General features: G+C 62.5%; 22 protein-coding genes and 1 tRNA gene. 13 read left to right on the forward strand and 10 right to left on the reverse strand.

The genetic code is table 11. The annotated features are described in order from the left end of the window. Nucleotides 1-2 precede the first annotated feature (2 nt). The 4 genes from iolB to phnN all read left to right on the forward strand — a co-directional run bounded on the left by iolB (nt 3) and on the right by phnN (nt 3,516). Nucleotides 3-815 (forward strand): 5-deoxy-glucuronate isomerase, encoded by an 813-nt coding sequence (gene iolB, locus NKI41_RS07600; RefSeq protein ID WP_352682266.1) that lies wholly within the window; start codon nt 3-5, stop codon nt 813-815. A 148-nt stretch (nt 816-963) separates the two neighbouring features. Continuing rightward, on the forward strand, nt 964-1,671 hold the full coding sequence (locus NKI41_RS07605) for a DUF1045 domain-containing protein (protein WP_352472333.1): 708 nt from the start codon (nt 964-966) through the stop codon (nt 1,669-1,671). Nucleotides 1,672-1,750: 79 nt separating this feature from the next. Then, nucleotides 1,751-2,890 carry an alpha-D-ribose 1-methylphosphonate 5-triphosphate diphosphatase gene (locus tag NKI41_RS07610; RefSeq protein ID WP_352682268.1) on the forward strand — a complete coding sequence of 380 codons (1,140 nt, stop codon included), beginning with the start codon at nt 1,751-1,753 and terminating at the stop codon, nt 2,888-2,890. Beyond that, on the forward strand, nt 2,887-3,516 hold the full coding sequence (phnN, locus tag NKI41_RS07615) for a phosphonate metabolism protein/1,5-bisphosphokinase (PRPP-forming) PhnN (protein ID WP_352464731.1): 630 nt from the start codon (nt 2,887-2,889) through the stop codon (nt 3,514-3,516). Before NKI41_RS07610 ends, phnN begins: the two co-directional genes overlap by 4 nt. A gap of 91 nt (nt 3,517-3,607) precedes the next feature. Here phnN and NKI41_RS07620 read toward each other — a convergent pair whose 3' ends face one another. From NKI41_RS07620 to NKI41_RS07635, 4 genes are all read right to left on the reverse strand, one after another. Next, nucleotides 3,608-4,138, reverse strand: a complete 531-nt coding sequence (locus NKI41_RS07620) for a DUF2231 domain-containing protein (RefSeq protein WP_023677503.1) — start codon at nt 4,136-4,138, stop codon at nt 3,608-3,610. 153 nt (nt 4,139-4,291) lie between these two features. Further along, the gene (locus tag NKI41_RS07625) at nt 4,292-5,287 is read right to left on the reverse strand and encodes an ABC transporter permease (protein WP_023677502.1); all 996 of its coding nucleotides are present in this window, start codon (nt 5,285-5,287) and stop codon (nt 4,292-4,294) included. 23 nt (nt 5,288-5,310) lie between these two features. Further along, the gene (locus NKI41_RS07630; RefSeq protein ID WP_352472337.1) at nt 5,311-6,855 is read right to left on the reverse strand and encodes a sugar ABC transporter ATP-binding protein; all 1,545 of its coding nucleotides are present in this window, start codon (nt 6,853-6,855) and stop codon (nt 5,311-5,313) included. Nucleotides 6,856-6,967: 112 nt separating this feature from the next. Next, nucleotides 6,968-7,930, reverse strand: a complete 963-nt coding sequence (locus NKI41_RS07635; protein WP_352472338.1) for a sugar-binding protein — start codon at nt 7,928-7,930, stop codon at nt 6,968-6,970. 533 nt (nt 7,931-8,463) lie between these two features. Between NKI41_RS07635 and NKI41_RS07640 the strand changes: the two genes are divergently transcribed. Both NKI41_RS07640 and NKI41_RS07645 read left to right on the forward strand, forming a co-directional pair. Next, entirely contained in the window at nt 8,464-9,486 is a 1,023-nt protein-coding gene (locus NKI41_RS07640; RefSeq protein ID WP_352472394.1) for a LacI family DNA-binding transcriptional regulator, read from the forward strand. Between the two features lie 69 nt (nt 9,487-9,555). Then, nucleotides 9,556-10,698, forward strand: a complete 1,143-nt coding sequence (locus NKI41_RS07645; RefSeq protein ID WP_352682270.1) for an alpha-hydroxy acid oxidase — start codon at nt 9,556-9,558, stop codon at nt 10,696-10,698. 46 nt (nt 10,699-10,744) lie between these two features. Here the strand turns inward: NKI41_RS07645 and NKI41_RS07650 are convergent, their stop codons facing one another. The 3 genes from NKI41_RS07650 to NKI41_RS07660 form a co-directional block, all read right to left on the reverse strand. After that, nucleotides 10,745-11,059, reverse strand: coding sequence for an antibiotic biosynthesis monooxygenase family protein (locus NKI41_RS07650; protein WP_352619465.1), 315 nt, complete (start codon nt 11,057-11,059; stop codon nt 10,745-10,747). Nucleotides 11,060-11,705: 646 nt separating this feature from the next. Next, nucleotides 11,706-11,782 (reverse strand) — tRNA-Arg (locus NKI41_RS07655). A 325-nt stretch (nt 11,783-12,107) separates the two neighbouring features. Further along, complete coding sequence (locus NKI41_RS07660; protein ID WP_352455990.1) at nt 12,108-13,595, reverse strand: ATP-binding protein; 1,488 nt, start codon at nt 13,593-13,595, stop codon at nt 12,108-12,110. Between the two features lie 335 nt (nt 13,596-13,930). On the opposite strand from NKI41_RS07660, the gene rpmH reads away from it, so the two are divergent. The 5 genes from rpmH to yihA all read left to right on the forward strand — a co-directional run bounded on the left by rpmH (nt 13,931) and on the right by yihA (nt 17,717). Continuing rightward, complete coding sequence (gene rpmH, locus NKI41_RS07665; RefSeq protein ID WP_008833937.1) at nt 13,931-14,065, forward strand: 50S ribosomal protein L34; 135 nt, start codon at nt 13,931-13,933, stop codon at nt 14,063-14,065. A gap of 23 nt (nt 14,066-14,088) precedes the next feature. After that, nucleotides 14,089-14,442 (forward strand): ribonuclease P protein component, encoded by a 354-nt coding sequence (gene rnpA / locus NKI41_RS07670; RefSeq protein WP_352539960.1) that lies wholly within the window; start codon nt 14,089-14,091, stop codon nt 14,440-14,442. A 13-nt stretch (nt 14,443-14,455) separates the two neighbouring features. Continuing rightward, the gene (gene yidC, locus NKI41_RS07675; protein WP_352539959.1) at nt 14,456-16,279 is read left to right on the forward strand and encodes a membrane protein insertase YidC; all 1,824 of its coding nucleotides are present in this window, start codon (nt 14,456-14,458) and stop codon (nt 16,277-16,279) included. Between the two features lie 143 nt (nt 16,280-16,422). Next, complete coding sequence (locus tag NKI41_RS07680; RefSeq protein WP_352682273.1) at nt 16,423-17,061, forward strand: CatB-related O-acetyltransferase; 639 nt, start codon at nt 16,423-16,425, stop codon at nt 17,059-17,061. Further along, the gene (yihA, locus tag NKI41_RS07685) at nt 17,058-17,717 is read left to right on the forward strand and encodes a ribosome biogenesis GTP-binding protein YihA/YsxC (protein ID WP_352472343.1); all 660 of its coding nucleotides are present in this window, start codon (nt 17,058-17,060) and stop codon (nt 17,715-17,717) included. The genes NKI41_RS07680 and yihA overlap by 4 nt, the downstream gene beginning before the upstream one ends. Nucleotides 17,718-17,738: 21 nt before the next feature. Here the strand turns inward: yihA and NKI41_RS07690 are convergent, their stop codons facing one another. Further along, entirely contained in the window at nt 17,739-18,488 is a 750-nt protein-coding gene (locus NKI41_RS07690; protein WP_352682275.1) for a TetR/AcrR family transcriptional regulator, read from the reverse strand. Between the two features lie 143 nt (nt 18,489-18,631). Here NKI41_RS07690 and NKI41_RS07695 point away from each other — a divergent pair, with 143 nt between their 5' ends. Together NKI41_RS07695 and NKI41_RS07700 are read left to right on the forward strand one after the other, a co-directional pair. Further along, nucleotides 18,632-19,810, forward strand: a complete 1,179-nt coding sequence (locus tag NKI41_RS07695; protein WP_352682277.1) for an HlyD family secretion protein — start codon at nt 18,632-18,634, stop codon at nt 19,808-19,810. Between the two features lie 22 nt (nt 19,811-19,832). Further along, nucleotides 19,833-21,431 (forward strand): DHA2 family efflux MFS transporter permease subunit, encoded by a 1,599-nt coding sequence (locus NKI41_RS07700; RefSeq protein ID WP_352682279.1) that lies wholly within the window; start codon nt 19,833-19,835, stop codon nt 21,429-21,431. Nucleotides 21,432-21,557: 126 nt separating this feature from the next. On the opposite strand, the gene msrB is transcribed toward NKI41_RS07700, so the two are convergent. Next, complete coding sequence (gene msrB / locus NKI41_RS07705) at nt 21,558-22,058, reverse strand: peptide-methionine (R)-S-oxide reductase MsrB (protein ID WP_023677487.1); 501 nt, start codon at nt 22,056-22,058, stop codon at nt 21,558-21,560. Between the two features lie 174 nt (nt 22,059-22,232). After that, nucleotides 22,233-22,790 carry a fasciclin domain-containing protein gene (locus NKI41_RS07710; protein ID WP_023677486.1) on the reverse strand — a complete coding sequence of 186 codons (558 nt, stop codon included), beginning with the start codon at nt 22,788-22,790 and terminating at the stop codon, nt 22,233-22,235. Nucleotides 22,791-22,806: the final 16 nt, after the last annotated feature.

Below are 22,806 nucleotides of genomic sequence, written 5' to 3' on the forward strand. Positions count from 1 at the left end.
CCATGTCGAAGCTGCTCGTCAAAGCCAATAAGGGCCACGGCCGCGTCGCTCATGTGACGCCGCAAAACGCCGGCTGGACCTATGTCGGCTTCGATGTGCATCGGCTCAGGCCCGGCGAGAGCGCTTCCGGGCAAACCGCGGATCGTGAGGTCTGCCTGGTGTTCGTCACCGGCAAGGGCAAGGCCAAGGCCGGCGGCAAGGATCTCGGCTTGCTGGGCGAACGCATGTCGCCGTTCGAAGGCAAGCCTTGGTCGGTCTATGTGCCGCAGGGGTCGGAGTGGTCGGTGAGCGCCGATACCGATCTCGAACTTGCCGTCTGTTCGGCGCCAGGACTGGGCGGCGGTCTGCCGGTCCGTGTCATCGCGCCCGACGATCTCGGCCAGGAGGTTCGCGGCAAAGGCACCAACACGCGCTACGTCACCAACATCCTGCCGGAAGGCAAGCCGGCCGATTCCTTGCTGGTGGTCGAGGTCATCACACCCGGCGGCCACACATCGAGCTATCCGCCGCACAAGCACGACCAGGACAATCTGCCGGCTGAATCCTATCTCGAGGAGACCTATTACCACCGTCTCAACCCGCCACAGGGCTTTGCTTTCCAGCGCGTCTACACCGATGCCGACCAGAACGGTGCTCGTTCGCTCGACGAGGCGATGGCGATCGAGGACGGCGACGTCGTGCTGGTCCCCAAGGGTTATCACCCCTGCGCCGCCTGCCACGGCTATGATCTCTATTATCTCAACGTCATGGCCGGACCGAAGCGGACGTGGAAATTCCACAACGCGCCCGAGCACGAATGGCTGATGAAGGCCTAACCACTTCCCCTTCGCCCCAACCGCTGGTCCAAGCGAAAAATCGTCGGCTAACGACCCGGCTGTGTGGTTTTGTTACCGAAAACGCCGCAAAGCTTCGTCAATTCGTCATGGAAATCACCTATGGCAGCGGGGCTGACGAGGACTTTCGATGCGCTACGCGATCTATTTCACCCCCCGACAGGACGAACCGCTGGCACGGATCGCTGCCGACTGGCTCGCCCGCGACCCATTCGGTGCCGCCACAAAGCCGGTCGAGGCTGCGGGCGAGTTGTCGGCGGCAGAAGTTGCCTTCCATACCGCCTCGGCGCGCCGCTATGGCTTTCATGCGACACTGAAGGCGCCCTTCAGACTGGCCTCCAACGAGACGGAAACGTCGCTTCGTGCAGCACTCGACGATTTTGCCGAGGCGACGCCGCTGGTTACGATCCCGCGCCTCGTCGTCAGCCAGATCGACGGCTTCTTCGCGCTGGTGCCGGAAGCACCGCTGCCGGCGCTCAACCGCTTCGCCGACGACGTTGTGCGCGACTTCGACCGCTTCCGCGCGCCGTTGACGGAAGCCGAGATCGAACGGCGCAGCCCCGATTCGCTGAAGCCCGACGAGTTCCGCAATCTCTGCCAGTGGGGCTATCCCTATGTCTTCGAGACGTTTCGCTTCCATATGACGCTGTCCGGCCGGGTGTCGTCACAGGAAAGCCCTCGTCTTCGCCTAGCAATCGACAGCCTGTTTACGGACGTGCTGCAACGGCCGGTGGCGGTGGACGCGCTGACGCTGTTTGTGGAAACTGAACCGGGTGCGCCGTTCATGGTGCTGTCGCATCACGCGCTCGGGCGCCGCCCGGCCAGAAGAACTGCCTAAATGGCTATTTGCTTCAACCGGATAGTGCGACGCCAATTCATTTTCAATTGGCTGCAAAATGCTGCAAGGACTGCCTGAAATGACTGCCGAGACCGTTCTTGACAATGCCCGTATCGTGCTGGCCGACCAGATCGTCGAAGGGTCGATCGTGCTGCGCGACGGGGTGATCGCCGCCATCGATCCCGGCGCTGGCCGCAGCGGCGAGGACATGGGCGGCGACTTCATCATCCCTGGCCTGGTCGAGCTCCATACCGACCATCTCGAAGGCCATTACGCGCCGCGGCCGAAAGTGCGCTGGAACCCGATCGCAGCCGTGCTCGCGCATGACGCCCAGGTGGCGACCGCCGGCATCACCACCGTGCTCGACGCCTTGCGTGTCGGCATGGACGAGGATGCCGACCTGACGGCCGCCGACATACGCAAGCTGGCCGACGCGATCGAGGACAGCGTACAGCAGGACCGGCTCAGGGCCGACCATTTCCTCCATCTGCGTTGCGAGGTTTCGGCGCCGGACTGCCTCACGGCCTTCGCCAATTTCGACGGCGACGAGCGGGTCAGGCTGGCGTCGCTGATGGACCATGCGCCCGGACAGCGCCAGTTCGTCAATTTGGAAACCTACGCCTATTACTACCAGCGCAAGCTGAAGCTGACCGATCGCGATTTCCAGAAATTCTGCGAAAAGCGGATGGCTGAATCGGCGAGGAATTCGAGCCCGAACCGCAGCTTCATCGCCGCGGCTTGTCATGAGCGCAGCATCGTGCTCGCCAGCCATGACGACGCGACCGTCGGCCATGTCGACGAAGCGATCGAGCAAGGTGTGCGCGTCGCCGAGTTCCCGACCACCGAGGAGGCAGCACGGGCTTCGAAAAAGGCAGGGCTCGGCGTATTGATGGGCGCGCCGAACGTCATGCGCGGCGCGTCGCATTCGGGCAATGTCTCGGCCCGCACGCTGGCCGGCGATGGCCTGCTCGATATCCTGTCGTCGGACTACATTCCCTTCAGTCTGATCCAGTCAGCCTTCTTCCTCGGCGACGTGGTCGAGGGCATTTCCTTGCCACAGGCGGTGGCGATGGTCTCGAAGAACCCGGCCGAGGCGGTCGGCCTCACCGATCGCGGTGTCATCGAGCCCGGCCGGCGCGCCGATCTGGTTCGCGTGCGCGTCGACGACCATGTCCCGGTCGTCCGCACGGTCTGGCGGCAGGGACGCCGGGTCGCATGATGGTGTCGGCATCGGTCGAGCGTGAATTGTCCGCTACGGGATTTCCGATCCGCGACGGTGTCTTCGTCGCCGTCGTCGGGCCGAGCGGTGCCGGCAAGGACACGGTGATCGGCTATGCGCGCGCCGTGTTTGCCGACGAGAGCCGGCTGGAGTTCGTGCGCCGGGTGATCACCCGGCCGAGCGATGCGGCCACCGAGGATCACGATACGCTCGCCGACGTTGCCTTCGTCGAGGCCGAAGCGGATGGCGCCTTCGCCATTTCCTGGGAGGCGCATGGCCTGCGCTATGGCATCCCGGCCGAAGTCGACTGGTCGGTCTCAAACGGCCGTGTCGCGATCGCCAACGTCTCGCGCGCGATCATCCCGGCGCTGCGGGAGCGCTACGCCAATCTGGCGGTCGTCGAGATCACGGCTACACCGGATATCCTGGCCGAGCGGCTGGCATTGCGCGGTCGCGAATCGCGCGGCGAAGTGCTGGCACGGCTGGCGCGCAGTGCCAATGTGGCGCTGTCCGGACCGGGTGTCACCTCGATCGACAATAGCGGCCCTCGTGAAGCCGCCGGCGAGCGCTTCGCCGAGGTGCTGCGCAAGGCCATGGCCTTCTCCGACATGTCGGGCCTTATCTGAAGTAGAGCCCATCCGATGCATTCGGTATGGGCGCTACTTGTCTAACCGATATCTTTTTGGAAATCGGTATCCAGTTTTCGGGATTATGGCCTCATGCGGCGTGCCGGTCCCGACCAGCGTGACGAGTATCCGTGGCAGTGGTTGTCGAAGGCTTCGCTGGCGCATCCGCTGGTGTATCCAGAACTGCAACGTGGTGCCGATACACCATCTCCCAGCCCTTCCAGCCGGTGAACAGCAATATGCAGACCACGATGAACGACAAGAGCGCGCCCCATGGTCGGACCGCGGCTTCGGCGCCTTGAGCATAGCGAAGGTAGAAATTGATCAGTGCCACAACGACTGCGGTCAAGTTGCCCAGCATGTGGTACCAGGCGTCGGACAAGGCGCGAATGCGCGGCTCGTTGAGGAAGTCGATAAAACCGGCTGTCGCAGCGATAAGGGCCATTACGATGGCTGCCCCGATCAGCCACATCGATGCCCGTGCCCAGAAGGCATCGGCAGTCCCCCAGAAAACCAGGTCGGTGACAAACGCACCGACAAGAAACGCGACAGGAAAAGGTATCAGCATCGGGTGGAGGGGGTGAGTTCCTACTTTGGCGGTACTAACTGGATTCGTGGGCATGGGACGCCTCCGCGCAGCAAAGCTTAAATAAACGCTCAGATACGGGTTTCGTTCCAAATAGAGACCGACCTGAACTGCTGTCGCGAAGCTCCGGCTGACTCTCTCACGCCACCTGCCATGGCAGTCGGCGTATTTCATCCAGCTATTTTTGCGTCACTCAGCGGCAGCACCCGCCACGCCCTTGCGTGTGGCTTCCAGCATCCGCCGCCGCGCCCTGAACACGCCCCATTGCTGGTCGACCAGCACGCCGATGAGGATCACCCCGCCCATGACGGCGAAGTTGAGCGAGGACGGGATGCCGAGCAGGTTGACGAGGTTCTGCAGCTCCTGCAGCAGCACGGTGCCGAGCAGGACGCCGATCAGCGAGCCTTCGCCGCCTCGCAGCGAGAAGCCGCCGAGCACCGCGGCCGCGATGGCATAGAGCTCGTAGAACTGGCCGTGGCTCGCCGGCGAGATCGAGCGTGTGTACATGGCGAAATAGATAGCTGACAGCGCCGTCAGCACGCCGCAGATGACATAGGCGGCCATGACGATGCGGCCGGTGCGGATGCCGGAATATTTTGCCGCTTCCTCGTTCTTGCCGATGGCATAGAGATAGCGCCCGAACACCGACCGGTGCAGCACCACCCACATGACGACGGCGATGACGATCAGCGCGATGAAGCTGTTCGGCACGCCCCAGGACCGCCCCGCCGTCAGGAACTCGAGTTCCGGGAAGTTCTGTCCGAAGGCAAAGCCGGCGGTGCCGTCAGCGGTGTAGAAGCGCGCCACGCCGCGATAGATCAACAGGCCGCACAAAGTCACCACGAAAGGCTGCAATTTGAGCCGGGTGATCAGCCAGCCATGCGCCAGCCCGATGATGCCGCCGAGCACCAGGATCAGCGGCAGGGCGACCGGCCAGGCCATGCCGCGCGTGGCGATGAAGTCGATGAACAGCACGCCGAGCAGCGCAACCACCGAGCCGACCGACAATTCGATGCCACCGGTGATGATGACGAAGGCTTGGCCAATCGACAGGATGCCGAACAACCCGATCAGGTTCGAGGTGTTGGCGAGATTGATCGGCAGCAGGAAGCGTGGGTTGATGATTGCCACCACCGCGCCGACCACCAGGATCAGGATCAGCAGGCCGAGATCTTTCTTGCTCATCGTCTTCTCCCAGTGCCTGCGAACTACTTCGGCTGCTTGCCGACCGCCAGCAGCAGCACGTTTTCCTGGCTGAACCGGTCCTTGTCGAGAATGCCCGAGATCTGGCCTTCATGCATGACGGCAATGCGGTCGGAAACGCCGATCACCTCCTCCATGTCGCTGGAGATCATCAGCACGGCGACGCCGGCATCGGCCAGCGCCCGCATCAGCCCGTAGATCTCGGCCTTGGCGCCGATGTCGATACCGCGGGTCGGTTCGTCAAGAATCATCACCTTCGGCTTCATCGCCAGCCATTTGGCCAGCACGACCTTTTGCTGGTTGCCGCCGGACAGCGTGCCGGTGCGCGTCTGGACGGAGGGCGCCCTGATGCCGAGATCGGTCTTCTGCTTCTCGGCGGTGGCGGATTCCGCGCCGGCCGAGACCAGCGAGCGCCGCGAATGCGCCGGCAGATTGGGCAGCGAAATGTTCTGGGCAATCGACAGGTCGAGCAGGATGCCGGTCAGCTTGCGATCCTCGGGGACGAGGAAAATACCGTTGGCCACTGCGTCCGCGGCCGAACCAAGAACCAGATCTTTTCCGTCAAGCTGGAACGAGCCGCCAAAGCTCTTGTCGATGCCGAACAGGACGCGCGCCAGCTCCGTCCGGCCGGAGCCGACGAGACCGGCGAGGCCGAGGATCTCGCCATGCCTGACATCGAGGTCGACGGGCCGGTCGGGATAGGCAGCGGTGCGAATGGCCTTGACCGACAGCGCGACAGAGCCCGGCGGGCGCGCCGATTCCGCGGCCTTCTCGCGCTCCTTCAGCATGCGGCCGATCATCAGCTTGACCATCTGGTCGTGATTGATGGCGCTCTTCGGCAAGGTTCCGGCGAGCATGCCGTCCCTGAGCACGACGACGCGGTCGGCGACGCGCTCGACCTCGTGCAGGCGGTGCGAGATGAAAATGACGCTGATGCCGTCTGCCTTCAGCGCCTTGATGACACCGAGCAGCTTGTCGGTTTCGGCGATCGGCAGGCTCGATGTCGGTTCGTCGAGGATGACCAGCCGCGCCTTGATCGACAGCGCCTTGGCGATCTCGACCATTTGCTGCTGGGCCAGCGACAGCGCCGATACCGGCGTATCGGCCGAGAAATTGGCGCCGACGCGTTTGAGCAGCGGCGCCGCCTGCGCTCGCAGCCTGGCGCGGTCGACGAGCTTGAGCGGCCCGGCGCGCAGCGGTTCGCGGCCAAAGAAGATATTGGCGGCCACGTCGAGGTTTTCGAACAGGTTGAGTTCCTGGTGGACGAAAGCGATGCCCGAGCCGATGCTTGCCTCGACAGTCAGCCCGTCATGGGCGACGCCATCGACGGTGATGGTGCCGGTGTCCGGCCTGGTCACGCCCCCGAGGATCTTCATCAGCGTCGATTTGCCGGCGCCGTTTTCGCCGACCAGGCCGATGACCTCGCCGGGCCTTACGTCCATCGAGAATCCGTCCAGCGCGACGACACCGGGATAGGTCTTGCGCACACCGTCGAGGCTCAGGAACGGAGCGGCCGTGGATGCAACGATGGATGGGTCGGAATAATTCATCACGCCTGACAGCAGCCGGTGAGCCGTTTGGTCTCAGACTGACGGGCCTCGCGAGGCCCGTCAATAGAACGCCGGCTCAAGACGAACCTTGAGCCGGCGCAACCTAATTTGCTCAGTTTCCAGACATCGCCTTGAGGCTGGCGGCGTAGGCGTCGACATCGTCCTTGCCGATAATCTTGGTCGGGATGATGATCAGGCCATCGGCGGGAATGCCCGACTTGTCGCCCTCGAGATAGGCAGCCATCAGCTTCATGCCCTGATAGGCCCATTCGAAGGGCTGCTGCACGACGGTGGCGGCGACGGTGCCTTCCTTGACGCCGCCCAGCGTGATCGGATCGTCGTCGAAGCCGACGACGGTGATCTGGCCGAGCTTGCCGGCATCGCGCAGCGCTTCATAGATGCGCGGCGTGTTGTAGGAATAGAAGCCGACCATGCAGGTGACGTCGGGGCTGGCGACCAGCGCGTCCTCGACGTTCTTCTTGGCGCGAGCCTGATCGATGTCGTCGCCGCGCACGTCGACCAATTCGATCTTGGTGCCGGCGAGACCTTCCTTCATGCCCTGGATGCGCTCCTTGGCGTTGTCGGCGCCGAGCAGGCCGACGAAGCCGAGGCACTTGCCGCCGTCAGGCATGGCCTTCTTGGCGATCTCTGCCGCCTGCTTGCCGGCATCGACATTGGACGAGCCGATATAGGCGACACGCTTGGTCTGCGGTGCGTCGCTGTCGGTGGTGAACAACGCCGTTTCCGAGGCGATCTTGTTCAGCCCGTCGGTCGACGTCTTGGGATCGACGGCCGAGACCATGATCGCCTTCACGCCGGCCGTCACCAGGTCGTCCATCAGGCGCTGCTGGATGGCGACCGAGGACTGCTCCGGATATTTGAGCTCCAGATTGTAATTGGGCAGTTCGCCTTGAGCCTTCTTGACGCCGGCTTCGGCCGCCTTCCAGAAATCGGAAGCGCCGTTGACGACGAAGGCCAGTGTCGGCTTGTCGTCGGCCCGCGCAATTGCGCTGACGGACAGGCCGAGCAGCAGGGCCGCAGCGGCGACGGACGCATTTCGTATCACAGATTTCATATTCAACCTCCCATTTGACTCAGTAATTTTCGCTGATGATGAACGTGCCGACGCGGCTTGGACGCCCTCCTCCTCAGGGTTCCGGCAGCGAGGAACGACGCCATTCCAGCCGCGATCATCGACTTTAGAGACTCATTCGCCGTTCGTAAATAGTCCGATTTGTCTGACATTTCCCGAAACGGCAGGCGAACTTCGGCTAACGGGAACCGTCCAATACCAGGCTGGCTTGCATTCCGAACATGCACGGTCCGATGTCGTCCGGGCATGACGGATTGACGTTATAGGCAGATATTAGTAAAGAGTATTAGTTGATCCGGATTTCTCGCCACAAAAGAGAGATCTTCCGAGTCGCTGCCGCTTGGGATTGGCGACTAAATCGCGTAAGAGGGTAGATTATATCTATTAGCGCCGCTTTGCCTTATAAATGCGAAATTCGAGGGACTAACGACGTGAACGAACCACTTCGGGATGCGGTCCTTCAGGGTACCAGACGGCGAAAGCCGTCCGGGAAAAACCCCAAGGGCCGCGTCACCATGACCGACATCGCCAGGGCCGCAGGCTGTTCGCAGGCGACGGTCTCGTTCGTCCTCAACAACACGCCGGGCATAAGGCTGTCGCAGCAAACCCGAGAGCGGGTGATTGAGACCGCACGAACGCTGGGCTATTCGCCGCCGGTGTTTTCTGCCTTGCGAGCCCCTGTTGCCGCATTCGGCGGGCTGGATGGCGTGATCGGCTTCGCAGTCGACCAACTGGCGACCAGCCCGGAGGCGGTCGTCGCCATTGAAGGGGCGCGGCAAGCCTCGTGGAACGCCGGCAATGTCGTGTTGGTGGCGCAGACCATGGGCGACGAGGTGATGGAGCCCCGTGCCATCGCGGCTCTGACCAAGCGGGGCATTTCGGCGCTGATCTACATGACCATTTTCACCCGCGAGATCGTCGCGCCGGACTATCTCTACGGCCTCGACATTCCGGTCATCCTGCTCAACTGCTACACCGCCGACTATGCCTTCCCCGCCGTGGTGCCGAGCGAGATCGCCGGCGGCCAGAGCTCGACCCGGCACCTGATCAGCCATGGCCACAGACGTATCGCCACCATTACCGGCGAGCCCTGGATGCAGGCGGCGCAGGACCGCCTGAAGGGTTACCGCCGGGCGCTGGCGACAGCCGACATCCCGTTCGACCCGGCGCTGGTCGTCGAAGGCGACTGGTCGGCGAGCGCCGGCTATGCCGCGACCGTCAAGCTCTTGGCGCTGAAGGACCGGCCGACCGCCATCTTCTGCCAGAACGACCGCACCGCGATCGGCTGCTACGAGGCGCTGAAGGAGGCCGGCCTGCACATCCCCCGGGATATTTCGGTGATCGGTTATGACGACGAGGAGATCGCGCGGCATCTGTTCCCGCCGCTGACGACGTCGATCCTGCCGCATATGGCGATGGGACAATGGGCGATCGAGCAGCTCGAAGTCCCCGCTGCTCCCGGTCGTGGCCGCTATCCCATCACCAAGCTCGAATGCCCGCTGGTGGAGCGGGAGTCGGTTGGCGCTCTGGCGGGCTGAGGCGAGAGCGCCGGCGATCGACAATGGCACAGGCTTGACATCGGGCCCGGCATATACCCGATTGATTTCATGAGATTGCAAAGCTGCTATAATTTTCAGGACTTCCGCCGGCTGGCAAAACAGCGCCTGCCAGGTCCGATCTTCAATTATATCGATGGCGGCGCGGACGACGAGACGACGCTGCGGCGCAACACGGCGGCGTTCGAGGACTGCGATCTCGTCCCCAACGTCCTTGCCGGCGTCGGACAGGTCGACATGTCGGTCACCGTCATGGGCCAGAAGCTGGCGATGCCGGTCTATTGTTCGCCGACGGCTCTCCAGCGACTGTTTCACCATAGCGGCGAGCGCGTCGTCGCCGCGGCGGCGGAGAAGTTCGGCACGATGTTCGGCGTCTCGTCGCTCGGCACGGTCAGCCTGGAGGAAGTCCGCACGCACAGGACGCCGCAGGTCTATCAGTTCTATTTTCACAGGGATCGCGGCCTGAACCGCGCCATGATGGAGCGCGCCAAGACGTCCGGCGTCGAGGTGATGATGCTGACGGTCGACAGCGTCACCGGCGGAAACCGCGAGCGTGACCTGCGGACCGGCTTTTCCATCCCCTTTCGGCTTACGCTCGGCGGCATGATGCAGTTCGCGATCAAGCCGAGATGGGCTATCGACTATTTGACACACGAAAAGTTCAGCCTGCCGCAGTTGGACGGCCATATCGATCTCGGTGGCGGAGCGCTTTCCATCAGCCGCTATTTCACCGAGATCCTCGATCCATCGCTGGATTGGAAGGACGTCGAAGACATGGTCCGCTTCTGGAACGGCCAGTTCTGCCTGAAGGGGATCATGAGCGTCGCCGATGCCAGAAAAGCCGTCGACATCGGCTGCACCGGTATCGTTCTGTCAAATCATGGCGGCAGGCAGCTGGACGGCTCGCGCAGCCCCTTCGACCAGCTGTCGGAGATCGTTGACGCGGTGGGCGACAAGATAGACGTCATCATCGACAGCGGCGTCCAGCGCGGCACGCATGTGCTGAAAGCCCTGTCGTTGGGCGCCAAGGCCGTCGGCGTCGGGCGCTACTATCTCTTCCCGCTGGCAGCCGCCGGACAGGCCGGCGTCGAACGGGCACTCGGCCTGATGCGAACCGAGATCGAACGCGACATGCGGCTGATGGGATGCAGGTCGGTGGCAGAGCTTTCCAGGGGGAATGTGCGGTTTAGGTGATAGAGCCGGGAAGTGGCGCACGGCATAAGCTTTTCGAAGTGCGAAACTATACCGACCTGCCGCTGCTCCTGCCGTCCGTTTCGAAGACAGCCTCGCCGGAAACAGCATCCGTATATCCGCCCTCAAGCTGCTGCAACGTATGCCGGAACCGATCAAGATTGCCCAGCATTTTGGGCCTGGCATCGACCATATGCTGAAACGTGTCCCACTCTCCAATCGAGAAGAAGGCGCCATCTCCCGATTTGATGAGAGCCATTTTTCGCAATCCCTCGAAATTGCGCGGAGCGCTGCTGAACAGTTCGACGAATTCGTCTTCACTACCCGGCTTGACCCGGAAACGGACGCTGTTGAACGCCGTCATGTACGTTCCCCCGTGAAAGAACTGAAAACCTCGAATATGCGAGGCCCTAACGCACCTCGAACCCTTCGAACAGGTGTACAGAAAAATCGGAAGGTTGGCTTCAGTCACCTCTGGCCGAAAGCTCCGTTTCTGGCGCTATTTCGCCAGGAAGAGGATGACGCTCGATCTCAATCGGTACGCCCTTCCGACCGGCAATGAAACGCACTGTTAACGCCGTTCGCGGGTGACAGGATGTTGGCCGCAGTTCGAAGATATAATCTGCGTCTCGCTGTCAGTTGCGGAGGCGAAAATGAACTTGCTTCGGATTGCGCTCTTGTGCACGGCCATGATCGACCTTGGAATGCCGGCCGTTCGCGCTGAGGATCGGCCTGTGCCGCAGAACAATAAAGCCGCAACAACGCAGCCGCCCGTTCATTGTGAAGGCCAAAATTGTCTCCCGCCGGCGAAAGATCCCGTGCAGGAATGCACTGGCCAGGATTGCACGCCAGGCCCGCCGACTGAACCGGCCCCGGAGATTAAGCAGGCCGACTGAGTCGCATCAGCGGACCATCCGCTCTTTGCAAGGACGGCGCTCACTCAAGGCAACCTTCCGGCCAGTGGCGGCAGATTCTGTTACCTATGTCCCCGGGCCGTACATTGAGTTTAATGGCGCGCCCGAAGAGATTCGAACTCCTGACCCCCAGATTCGTAGTCTGGTGCTCTATCCAGCTGAGCTACGGGCGCGCAACAGGCCATGCTTTGCATAGCCCCGCGATCCGATCCTGGCGACCGGCCGCGAATGTGAGCTGTTCCCTAGCGACTGAATTTGCGAAAAGCAAGCCGATCCTGGCCAAAAGTTTTGCCGTCATGTTTTGCCGTCATGCGCCGGCCGGCGAAGGCAAGATCGCGTCACGCGGCGGCCGAGCCGATAGGTCGTCGTCTTGGATCAGTCATTTGCCAATCGGAACGGCCCGTAACGGAACACGCCGTTGCACGGCGGCCGAGCCGATAGCTCGTAGTCTCGGACCAACCATTTGCGAATTGAAACGGTCCGTAACGAAACGGTTCGTTACGCCGGGCGGCGCAGACCGTTGCGGGCCTGGTCGAGCCGAACCGGCTGGTCGGGAATGGTGACGGCGAATGTGGTGCGACCGCCGATCGATTCGACCAGCTCCACCGTGCCGCCATGGGCGCGGATCAATTCATGGGCGATCGCCAGGCCAAGGCCGGTGCCGCCGCTGCGGGCCGAGCCGCGAAATGCCGCGAACAGGTTTTCGCGCGCCTTGGGCGGCAGGCCGGGGCCGGTGTCGGTGACGACGATGCGGCTGACGCTGCCGATGCGCTCGGCCGATATGGTCAGGCGGCGCACCACGGCGCTCTCGGTGTCCGCCGCCATCGCCTGCACGGCGTTGCGGCTAAGATTGGTGAGCACGCGGAACAGCTGGTCGGAATCGGCATCGACCTCGAGCACCGGGTCGACGGCGTTGACGAATTCGATGCCGCATTCGATGTCGAGCAGGCCCTGGACGTCTTCGACCAGCTGGCGCAGCCGCAGTCTGCGGCGCGACGGCGGCGGCTCCTGGGTGCGGCCATAGGCCAGCACGCCCTCCGAGTAGGACACCGCACGGTCGAGCGCGCGCAGCAGTTTTGGCGCGAAGGCCTGCACGGTCGGGTCCTTGACCTGGCGCAGGCGGTCCGACATGAGCTGCGCCGAGGCGAGGATGTTGCGCATATCGTGGTTGATCTTCGACACGGCCAGGCCGAGATCGGCCAGGTGCTTCTGCTCGGTCAGCATCTTCTGCAGCCGCTCCTGCATCTGCGACAGCTCGCGTTCGGCGACGCCGATCTCGTCGGCCCGGGCGGCGGGGTGAATGATGCGACCGGGGTCGTCGGGCGCCTCGGAAAAGGACAGCATCGAGCGTGTCATCGTCCTGATCGGGCCGATCATGATCAGGTCTATCGCGGCGTAGACCAGCATGGCGGTGAACAGCGAGATCAGCAGCGAGACGAAGGCGACGTTGCGCGAATAGATCAGCATGGCATTGCGCAGGCGGTGGTCGGGCATGATCAGCTCGAATTCTTTGTCGCTGTCGCCGACCGGCCCGAAAACGCGCAGCATCCGCTTGCCGCCGAAAAACAGCGTGTCCAGCGCGCCGGTCATACCCTCGATCATGCCGACATTGGCGATATCGATATGCTCGTCGACCTGCGGCGGCATTTCGGCCACGACCAGCAGCCGCGAGACGCCGCCGTCGCGCACGGCGATCGCCTTGGCGCCGATCGCCATCAGTACGTCGTTCTGGGCGGCACGCGACAGCGAGGCAGGTTCGCCCTGCACCAGGACGATGGAAACCGCGGCGGCGGTGCTCAGCCTCTCCTTCAGCCAGCTCAGCCTGTAGCTGGCGATCCAGGGCACGAAGATGAGGATTTCGGCCAAGAGCACGAAGACGATGGTGAGCAGCAGCAGCTTGGTCGACAGGCCGCGCGCCAGCGGCACCCTGCGGGTGGCGGCCTTCGCCTGGGCGATGCTTTCGTCGGTTGCTGGGACTTCACTCATGCTCGTCGTCACGGCTGCCTGTCATCACGGCTGCTTGTCTTAGGGACTGCTCGTCTTCACGATCGCTTGATCGGGCAAGATTAGGCGATTGCGGCTTTTTTGCCAAATTCATCCTTGGTCGAAGCCGGACAAAGGGCCGCAAGGACTTCCCTGCCGGTCCGACAACGCCGGCCCGACACCCTGGATTGACTTCCAAAACCCTTCTTTCTATAAGCCTGCTCACGCTCGGGCCATTCGTCCCGGCGCGGTTTCGATCGCGCCAAAACCGGCCCGGCAAAGCTCCTGTTACAAAGTGACAGAATCAAGAAGGGCCGCACCCCGCGGTATTTAAACAAATGAAGCGTACTTACCAGCCGTCCAAACTCGTCCGCAAACGCAGGCACGGTTTCCGCGCCCGCATGGCCACCAAAGGTGGCCGCGGCGTCGTCGCAGCCCGCCGCAACCGCGGCCGCAAGCGTCTCAGCGCCTGAGCACCAAGCGAGAGACAAGATCGTTGCCCGCAACCGGCAAGCCAACGGGTGCCCATCCCAAGCGGCTTCTGAAGCGCGCGGAATTCCTGGCTGTCCGCCGCGGCGAAAAGCGCCGCGGGCGGCTTTTCCTCGTCGAGGTCCTGGGCCGCGGCGACAGCGAGGCGCCGCGCGTCGGCTACACCGTCACCAGGAAGGTCGGCAACGCCGTCGTTCGCAACCGCATCCGGCGGCGGCTCAGAGAGGCCGTGCGCACGCATGCCGCCGATGACATGGCGCCCGGCAATGATTATGTCATCGTCGGGCGCGAAGACGTGCTTACCACTCCGTTCGGCCAGTTGAAGGCCGAACTCTCCCGCAGATTGCGTGGAACACGATAGGCCAAGGGCTTCGATGGAAAACAACCGCAACTTCTTCATCACCATCGCACTGTCGGTGCTGATCCTGGCGCTTTGGCAATATTTCTATGTGATGCCGCGCAGCGAGATGCAGCGCGAAGCCGCCCGCATCGAAGAGCAGCGCGTGGCGGAGCAGAAGAAGGCCGCCCAAGGCACCAGCCCGGGCGCCAGCGAAACACCGGTGCAGCCGGGCGCCATTCCGAACGCGCCTGGCGGCGAAGCCGTCACCGCGGCCGGCCGCGACCAGGCGATTGCCTCGACCAGCCGCGTCAAGATCGACACGCCGAGCCTCGAAGGCTCGATCAACCTCACCGGTGCGCGCCTCGACGACCTCCGGCTCAAGCACTACACAGAGACGGTCGACAAGACTTCGCCCGAGATCGCGTTGCTCAACCCGGCGTCCCTGCCGAACGGCTATTTCGCCGAGATCGGCTTTTCCGGCACGCCGGATGTGGGCAGGCTGCCCGGCCCTGACACGGTCTGGCAGACCGACGGCAATGCGACTCTGACGCCAGCGACGCCGGTCACGCTGACCTTCACCAATGACAAGGGCCTGACCTTCAAGCGCACCTTCTCTGTCGACAGCCAATATATGTTCACCGTGTCCGACACGGTCCAGAATGGGGGCTCGGCACCCGCGACGTTGTCGAACTATGGCCGCGTCACCCGTTTCGACAAGCCGGCTATCGCCAGCACTTATGTGCTGCACGAGGGCCTGATCGGTGTTACCGGCAGCGAAGGCCTACAAGAATACAAATACTCCAAGGTCGAATCGGAGAGAGAATTCAAGCCAGGCAAGTCGACCGACGGCTGGCTCGGCATCACCGATAAATACTGGGCGGTGACCCTGGTGCCGCCGAGCGGCCGCGAATTTCAGCCCAAATTCTCTTATTTCGAGTTCAAGAGCGGGCCCCATCCGCACAGCTACCAGTCCGATTTCCTGTCCGATCCGGTCACGATCGCTCCCGGGCAATCGACGACCGTGGAGTCGGAGATATTCGCCGGCGCCAAGGAAGTTTCGACGATCAACGCCTATGAAAAGGACCGTCATATCCGCCAGTTCGACCTGCTGATCGACTGGGGCTGGTTCTATTTCATCACCAAGCCGATGTTCTGGCTGATCGACACGCTCTACAAATTCTTCGGCAATTTCGGCCTGGCGATCCTTGCCACCACCGTCATCGTCAAGGCGCTGTTCTTCCCGCTCGCCAACAAGTCCTATGCGTCGATGGCGAACATGAAGAAGGTGCAGCCCAAGATGCTCGAGATCCGCGAGAAATACGCGGACGACAAGATGAAGCAGCAGCAGGCGATGATGGAGCTCTACAAGACCGAGAAGATCAATCCGCTCGCCGGCTGCTGGCCGGTGGCATTGCAGATCCCGGTGTTCTTCTCGCTCTACAAGGTGCTCTACATCACCATCGAGATGCGGCACGCGCCGTTCTTCGGCTGGATCCAGGATCTGGCGGCGCCGGACCCGACATCGATTTTCAACCTGTTCGGGCTGATCCCCGTTACCTTGCCGCACATGCTGATGATCGGCGTCTGGCCGCTGATCATGGGCGTGACGATGTTCCTGCAGATGCGCATGAACCCGACGCCGCCGGACCCGACGCAGGCGGCGATCTTCACGTGGATGCCCGTGATCTTCACCTTCATGATGGCGGGTTTTCCGGCCGGCCTCGTCATCTACTGGGCCTGGAACAACACGCTGTCGATCCTGCAGCAGGGCGTGATCATGAAGCGGCAAGGCGCCAAGATCGAATTGTGGGACAATCTGGTCGCGCTGTTCCGCAAGAAACCGTCGCCGGCGGAATAGCCGGCGCTCCTAGGATGCGAAACCAAAAGCCCCGGTTCGTCCGGGGCTTTTTGCACAAGCTGCCCGCCTGGATTAAGCGATTGGTACTGCCGGACGGATCGCGCTATTTTGACCTGGCTGGCAGTTGCCCGACGGAGCTCGATATGACCGGACCCAATCCATCGATCAAGCATCCGATCCCGTTGCACACACGCGTCGGCTTTCTGAAACCGCTGGTGACGGCGCCGAATATCGAGATCGGCGACTTTACCTATTATGACGACCCTGACGGACCCGACAAATTCGCCGAAAAATGCGTGCTGCATCATTATCCGTTCATCGGCGACAGGCTGATCATCGGCAAGTTCTGCGCCATTGCCGAAGGCGCGCGCTTCATCATGAACGGCGCCAATCACGCCATGTCCGGCTTTTCGACCTATCCGTTCAACATCTTTGGTCACGGCTGGGAGGAAGGTTTCGACCCGGCGACATGGTCGAAGGAGGTGCGTGGCGACACAATCGTCGGCAACGACGTCTGGATCGGCATGGAAGCGGTTATGCTGCCCGGCGTGAAGATCGGCGACGGTGCCATCGTCGCGGCAAAGTCGGTGGTGACGCACGATGTGCCGGCCTATGCGATCGTCGCCGGCAATCCGTCGAAGGTGGTGAAGATGCGCTTCGATGACAGGACCATCCGGCGGCTGCTGGCGCTGGCGTGGTGGCACTGGCCGGTAGAAAAGATCAGCCGCAATCTCAATGCCATTCGTGGCAGCAACATTTTTCTTCTGGAGGCAGCGGTTTGAACGCGTTGAACAAGACCACGATCGGCATCGAATTGTTCACGCGAGCCTGGATATTCATCCGCGGCGTGCCGGCAATGAAATTCCTGCCGCCGGAGGGTCCGCCCGAGATCGCCTTTGCGGGCCGCTCCAATGTCGGCAAATCGTCGCTGATCAACGCGCTGGTCAACCAGAAGGGGCTGGCGCGCACCTCCAACACGCCGGGCAGGACGCAAGAGCTCAACTATTTCGTGCCTGGCGGATTTTCGGGAGAAGGCGCCGATCTGCCGCCGATGGCGCTGGTCGACATGCCAGGCTATGGCTACGCCACGGCACCGAAGGAAAAGGTCGACGAGTGGACGAAGCTCGTGTTCGACTATCTGAAGGGCCGGGTGACGCTGAAGCGCGTCTACGTGCTGATCGATGCCCGCCATGGCATCAAGGCCAAGGACGACGAGGTGCTGTCGCTGCTCGACAAGGCGGCGGTGTCGTATCAGATCGTGCTGACCAAGACCGACAAGATCAAGGCGGCGGGGGTACCGCGACTGGTCGAGGAAACGCTCCAGAAGATCAAGAAACGCCCGGCGGCCTTCCCCTTCGTGCTCGCCACGTCGTCGGAAAAGAGCGAGGGCCTCGAGGAATTGCGTGCGGCCATCGTGCTCGCCGCCAATGGCGGATAGGCCACCGACCCTGGCAGCCTGTCAGGCGGGGCTGGAGGCCCGTTCCTGCTCTGCAAGCTGTTCGGTGCCGTAGGCCTTCAGGAACACATCGACGCCCGACCTGACGATGTGTTCGATCTCGGCCACACTTGGCGCCTTGGTGCGATAGGCGAAAATGCACTGGCGGAAAAGACCGGCCAGACACAGCTCGGTGAGCTGATAGGCGGCAAGCTCGACGTCGTCGATCTTCAGCAGGCCGCGTTCGATAGCCATGTTGAGGAAAACGACGACCCTGTCATGGCCACGCTTCGGGCCGCGTTCGTAGAACCGGGCACCAAGCTCCGGGATGCGTTCCGAGGCGCCGATCACCGTCCGCTGCGCCAGGATGACCCTCGCCGAAGTGATCTTCATGGACAGCACGATGCCGAACTTCACCAACGTCTGGCGAAGGTCGCCGATCTGATCGAGCACCTCGTACATGTTCTTGAAAATCGTGCCGCGCTCTTCCTCGATCAGCGCTTCGAAGAGCTCTTCCTTGTTGGCGAAGTAGACATAGATGGTGCCCTTGGACACGCCGGCCTCGCGCGTAATGTCGTTCATCGACGCGGCTTCGAAGCCCTTTTCGATGAAGACACGGCGCGCACCGTCGATGATCTGGCTGCGCTTGACCGGGTCTTGACCCGCGGCCGGGCGGCCGCGCGGCAGGCTGTCCAGCAGATCGCACTGGTCCTTGCCAGCGCCGGGCAATGGGCCTGAATCAGGCAAAGGAGCGGCCTTGGGGGCTTCGGCCATAATGTCACACCTCGTAAAATAATTCGAACCATCCGGTTCGATTGCTCTTGATATGGTCCTCTTTAAGCGCTAAGTCAACGTCGAGATCGAACCGAACGGTTCAGTCTGACAAAATTCAGCGCCAGTTAATTTAGAGAGATATCATGTCCTCGAACGCGCCCACCAGTGCCGAAGTCCGCCCCTTCCCCAATGCCAAGGTCCAGCCTGCGATCGAAGCGCCGGAAACCCCTCTCAAGCCCGCCGACGTCACCCCGCTGGCTCCCGCCAAGAAGAAGCGGTCGATGCGCTCGATGTTGTTGCCCATCATCGGCCTGGCCCTGCTAGGCGCCGGCGCCTGGTATGGCTATGATTACTGGACTGACGGGCGCTTCATGATCACGACTGACGATGCCTATGTCCAGGCCGACACGGCGTTCATCTCGCCAAAAATCTCGGGTTATGTCGATCAGGTCAAAGTGACCGAGAACCAGCAGGTGAAGGCCGGCGACCCGCTGCTGATCGTCGATGACGGTGACTACAAGATAGCCGTTGCTCAGGCGGAGGCGCAGATCGCCACGTTGAGCAAGACGCTCGACCGCATCGATGCCCAGACCGAGGCGGCACGCGCCTCGCTCAAGCAGGCGCAGGCGCAGAAGACGGCCGACCAGGCCGCGGCCGATAATGCGAAGCGAGCTCAGGTTCGTGCCGCCCAGTTGCTCAAGACCCGCGTCGGTACCCAGGCCCAGTTGGACGATGCCCAGACGGCGGTCGAGCAAGCCAATGCCGCACTAGCCGGCGCCGACGCGCAGATCGCGGCGGCTCAGGCGAATATCGGCGTGCTCCAGGCGCAGCGGGCGGAATCGGCAAGCACGCTGGGCTCGCTGCAGCTTGCCCACGACAAGGCGGTGCGGGATCTGTCCTTCACCGTGCTGCGCGCACCCTATGACGGCGTGGTCGGCAACCGCTCGGTCGAGCAGGGCGACCTGATCAGCCCCGGACAGAAGCTCGCCGTCGTCGTGCCAATGGACAAGCTCTACATCGTTGCCAACTTCAAGGAGACCCAGCTTGCCCGGCTGGTGCCTGGTGAAAAGGTCAGAGTGTCGGTCGACGCGATCGACGGTCAGGACATCGAGGGTACCGTGTCGTCGCTGGCCCCGGCTTCGGGAGCAGTGTTCTCGCTGCTGCCGCCGGAAAACGCCACCGGCAATTTCACCAAGGTGGTGCAACGCGTTCCAGTTCGCATAGACGTGCCCGCGGATGTGCTGAAGACGGGCAAGCTGCGCGCCGGCCTGAGCGTCGTCGTCGCCGTCGACAGCCGCACCGCGCCTTCCGCATCGAAGTAAAGCGGAACCGGGAGCAAGGGTCATGGCGACCGCAACCCTAACTGCAGGATCGGCGCCGGCGCCAGCCATACCGGTGCCGGTCGACCACATCTCGACGCGCCGCGTCATCGCCTTCCTGGCAATGGTGTTCGGCATGTTCATGGCCATCCTGGACATCCAGATCGTCTCGGCCTCGCTGGCCGAGATCCAGGCGGGCCTCAGCGCCAGTTCGGACGAGATTCCGTGGGTGCAGACGGCGTATCTGATTGCCGAGGTGGTGATGATCCCGCTGTCGGGCTTCCTCAGCCGGATGCTGTCGACGCGGGTGCTGTTCACAATCTCGGCGGCAGGTTTCACCGCGGCCAGCGCGCTGGCGGCGACCGCAACCAATATCGACCAGATGATCGTCTACCGCGCCGTGCAGGGCTTCATCGGCGGCGGCATGATCCCGAGCGTCTTTGCAGCCGCCTTCACCATCTTCCCGCCGTCGCGTCGCGCCATCGTCTCGCCGATGATCGGCCTGGTGGCGACGCTGGCGCCAACCATCGGCCCGACCGTCGGCGGCTATATCAGCCATGCCATGTCCTGGCACTGGCTGTTCCTGGTCAACGTCGTGCCCGGCATTCTGGTGACGACGGCTGCCTGGTCGCTGATCGACTTCGACAAACCCAATCTCAAGCTGTTCAGCAAGTTCGACTGGTGGGGGCTTGCCGGCATGGCCGCCTTCCTGGGCTGCATGGAATATGTGCTGGAGGAAGGTCCCAACAACGACTGGCTGCAGGATCAGGCGGTGTTCATCTGCGCCGTCATCATGACCTTCGGCGCGGTGCTATTCTTCTGGCGCGTGTTCACCGCCGAGGAGCCGATTGTCGATCTGAGGGCTTTCAGCAATATCAATTTTGCCTTCGGCTCGTTGTTCTCCTTCGTCGTCGGCATCGGCCTCTACGGTCTGACCTATCTTTATCCGGTGTTCCTGGGGCGGATCCGCGGCTACGATTCGATGATGATCGGCGAGGCGCTGTTCGTCAGCGGCCTGGCCATGTTCTTCACTGCGCCCATCTCCGGCATCCTGTCGAACAAGATGGACCCGCGCATCATGATGATGATCGGCTTCTTCGGCTTCGCCACGGGGACCTGGTGGATGACCCATCTTACCGCCGACTGGGATTTCTATGAACTGCTTATCCCGCAGATCCTGCGCGGCTGCTCGATGATGCTTTGCATGGTGCCGATCAACAACATTGCGCTCGGAACCTTGCCGCCTGAGCGGCTGAAGAATGCGTCTGGCCTGTTCAACCTGACCCGCAATCTCGGCGGCGCCGTCGGCCTGGCAGTCATCAACACCGTGCTGATCGACCGCAATGCCTTCCACTACGCCAGGCTCTCCGAGCACGTGCAATGGGGAAGTGCCGCTGCGCAGCAGAAGCTGCAGAACATGACGCTCAACTTCGAGCAGACCGCCGGGCTCGACGCCTCCAAGGCGGCCATCTCCAAACTGTCAGGCATGGTCCAGCAGCAGGCGTCGCTGCTGTCGTTCATGGACGTATTCTTCATGCTGACGGTTTTGTTCGCGACGCTTGGGCTATTCACCCTGGTGATCCGCAAGCCAGCCGCTCAGGGCGGCGGTGGCGGAGGCCATTGAGGCGCGCTGGATCCCCCGCCTGGCGCCCTCGCGCATGACCCCGAAAAGCGATTTTCGGGGTCATGCGCAAAATCAACCATTACGAAGTCCTCTCGCGCTCCGACAAAGTCAGGGTCGCAGCCGTCCTCACGCCGTCGCCGGCTTGAAGGTCAAGGCAACGCCATTGATGCAGTGTCGCAACCCGGTCGGCGGCGGACCGTCGTCGAATACGTGGCCGAGATGGCCGCCGCAGCGGCGACAATGGACCTCCGTGCGGGTCATGCCCAAAGACCTGTCCACGGTCTTGCCGACGGAATTCGGGATTTCCTGCCAGAAGCTCGGCCAGCCTGTACCGGAATCGAACTTGGTCTCTGACGAATAGACCGGCAGGCCGCAGCCGGCGCAAGCGAAGATGCCTTTGCGGTGCTCGTTGAGCAGCGGACTGGTGCCCGGGTATTCCGTGCCCTCCTTGCGCAGCACATTGAAGGCCGCGTCGGACAGGATGGCGCGCCACTCGGCTTCGGTCTTGGTAACCTCGAAAGTCTCAGCCGCGCGTGCATCCTGGGCTCCGCCCATGCGCAGCGCGGTGGCGCCTGCGACAACGCCAATGGCTGCCGCACCACTCAAAAGAAGCTCGCGACGGTTCATGGCCATTCCTCCTGTCATTGCTTGTGCCAAATTCGACCGCCACACGGAAATCAAAAGCCGGTGACGATCGCTGTCCTCAAAGCGGGACTCCGCGCCTATCCACATCTTGCGTGAACGGCGCGGAGTGTGCGCAGGGAGGCCCTTAGCGATATCTTCGCCGGCAGCGTGCGTTTGTTACATCTTCGGCAGGAGAACCTTGTCGACGACGTGGATGACGCCGTTGGACTGCTCGACATCGGCGATCGTCACATTGGCGACGTTGCCGTTCTCGTCGGTCACGGTGACCTTGCCGCCGTCGGCCTTGAGCGACAGTTCGCAACCACCGACCGTCTTGACCTTGTGGGTGCCGCCGTCGTTCTTGACCATCTTGGCGACGTCGGCGGCCATCGCTTTGGCGCCGATGACATGGCAAGTCAGGATCTTGACGAGCTTGTCCTTGTTTTCAGGCCTGAGCAGCGTCTCCACCGTGCCGGCTGGAAGTGCCGCAAAGGCCTCGTTGGTCGGCGCGAACACAGTGAAGGGGCCAGCGCTTTGCAGCGTATCGACCAGGCCGCCTGCCTTGACGGCAGCGACCAGCGTCGTGTGGTCCTTCGAGTTGACAGCATTTTCGACGATGTTTTTCTGGGCATACATGGCGGCGCCGCCGACCATCGGATTTTGAGCATAGGCAATGGTGGCGAGCGCGGAAATGGCGACCGTGCCGGCAAGCAAAAGGGTGGCGAATTTACGCATGATTTCAATCTCCTCT

It is taken from the genome of Mesorhizobium sp. M0601 (assembly GCF_040320845.1).
Lineage (GTDB): Bacteria > Pseudomonadota > Alphaproteobacteria > Rhizobiales > Rhizobiaceae > Mesorhizobium.

Excerpts from the sequence above, each read along its gene's own strand:
- iolB (WP_352682266.1), top strand. The coding sequence starts at position 3 with ATGTCGAAGCTGCTCGTCAAAGCCAATAAGGGCCACGGCCGCGTCGCT.
- NKI41_RS07605 (WP_352472333.1), top strand. The coding sequence starts at position 964 with ATGCGCTACGCGATCTATTTCACCCCCCGACAGGACGAACCGCTGGCA.
- NKI41_RS07610 (WP_352682268.1), top strand. The coding sequence starts at position 1,751 with ATGACTGCCGAGACCGTTCTTGACAATGCCCGTATCGTGCTGGCCGAC.
- phnN (WP_352464731.1), top strand. The coding sequence starts at position 2,887 with ATGATGGTGTCGGCATCGGTCGAGCGTGAATTGTCCGCTACGGGATTT.
- NKI41_RS07620 (WP_023677503.1), bottom strand. The coding sequence starts at position 4,138 with ATGCCCACGAATCCAGTTAGTACCGCCAAAGTAGGAACTCACCCCCTC.
- NKI41_RS07625 (WP_023677502.1), bottom strand. The coding sequence starts at position 5,287 with ATGAGCAAGAAAGATCTCGGCCTGCTGATCCTGATCCTGGTGGTCGGC.
- NKI41_RS07630 (WP_352472337.1), bottom strand. The coding sequence starts at position 6,855 with ATGAATTATTCCGACCCATCCATCGTTGCATCCACGGCCGCTCCGTTC.
- NKI41_RS07635 (WP_352472338.1), bottom strand. The coding sequence starts at position 7,930 with ATGAAATCTGTGATACGAAATGCGTCCGTCGCCGCTGCGGCCCTGCTG.
- NKI41_RS07640 (WP_352472394.1), top strand. The coding sequence starts at position 8,464 with ATGACCGACATCGCCAGGGCCGCAGGCTGTTCGCAGGCGACGGTCTCG.
- NKI41_RS07645 (WP_352682270.1), top strand. The coding sequence starts at position 9,556 with ATGAGATTGCAAAGCTGCTATAATTTTCAGGACTTCCGCCGGCTGGCA.
- NKI41_RS07650 (WP_352619465.1), bottom strand. The coding sequence starts at position 11,059 with ATGACGGCGTTCAACAGCGTCCGTTTCCGGGTCAAGCCGGGTAGTGAA.
- NKI41_RS07660 (WP_352455990.1), bottom strand. The coding sequence starts at position 13,595 with ATGAGTGAAGTCCCAGCAACCGACGAAAGCATCGCCCAGGCGAAGGCC.
- rpmH (WP_008833937.1), top strand. The coding sequence starts at position 13,931 with ATGAAGCGTACTTACCAGCCGTCCAAACTCGTCCGCAAACGCAGGCAC.
- yidC (WP_352539959.1), top strand. The coding sequence starts at position 14,456 with ATGGAAAACAACCGCAACTTCTTCATCACCATCGCACTGTCGGTGCTG.
- NKI41_RS07680 (WP_352682273.1), top strand. The coding sequence starts at position 16,423 with ATGACCGGACCCAATCCATCGATCAAGCATCCGATCCCGTTGCACACA.
- NKI41_RS07690 (WP_352682275.1), bottom strand. The coding sequence starts at position 18,488 with ATGGCCGAAGCCCCCAAGGCCGCTCCTTTGCCTGATTCAGGCCCATTG.
- NKI41_RS07695 (WP_352682277.1), top strand. The coding sequence starts at position 18,632 with ATGTCCTCGAACGCGCCCACCAGTGCCGAAGTCCGCCCCTTCCCCAAT.
- NKI41_RS07700 (WP_352682279.1), top strand. The coding sequence starts at position 19,833 with ATGGCGACCGCAACCCTAACTGCAGGATCGGCGCCGGCGCCAGCCATA.
- msrB (WP_023677487.1), bottom strand. The coding sequence starts at position 22,058 with ATGAACCGTCGCGAGCTTCTTTTGAGTGGTGCGGCAGCCATTGGCGTT.
- NKI41_RS07710 (WP_023677486.1), bottom strand. The coding sequence starts at position 22,790 with ATGCGTAAATTCGCCACCCTTTTGCTTGCCGGCACGGTCGCCATTTCC.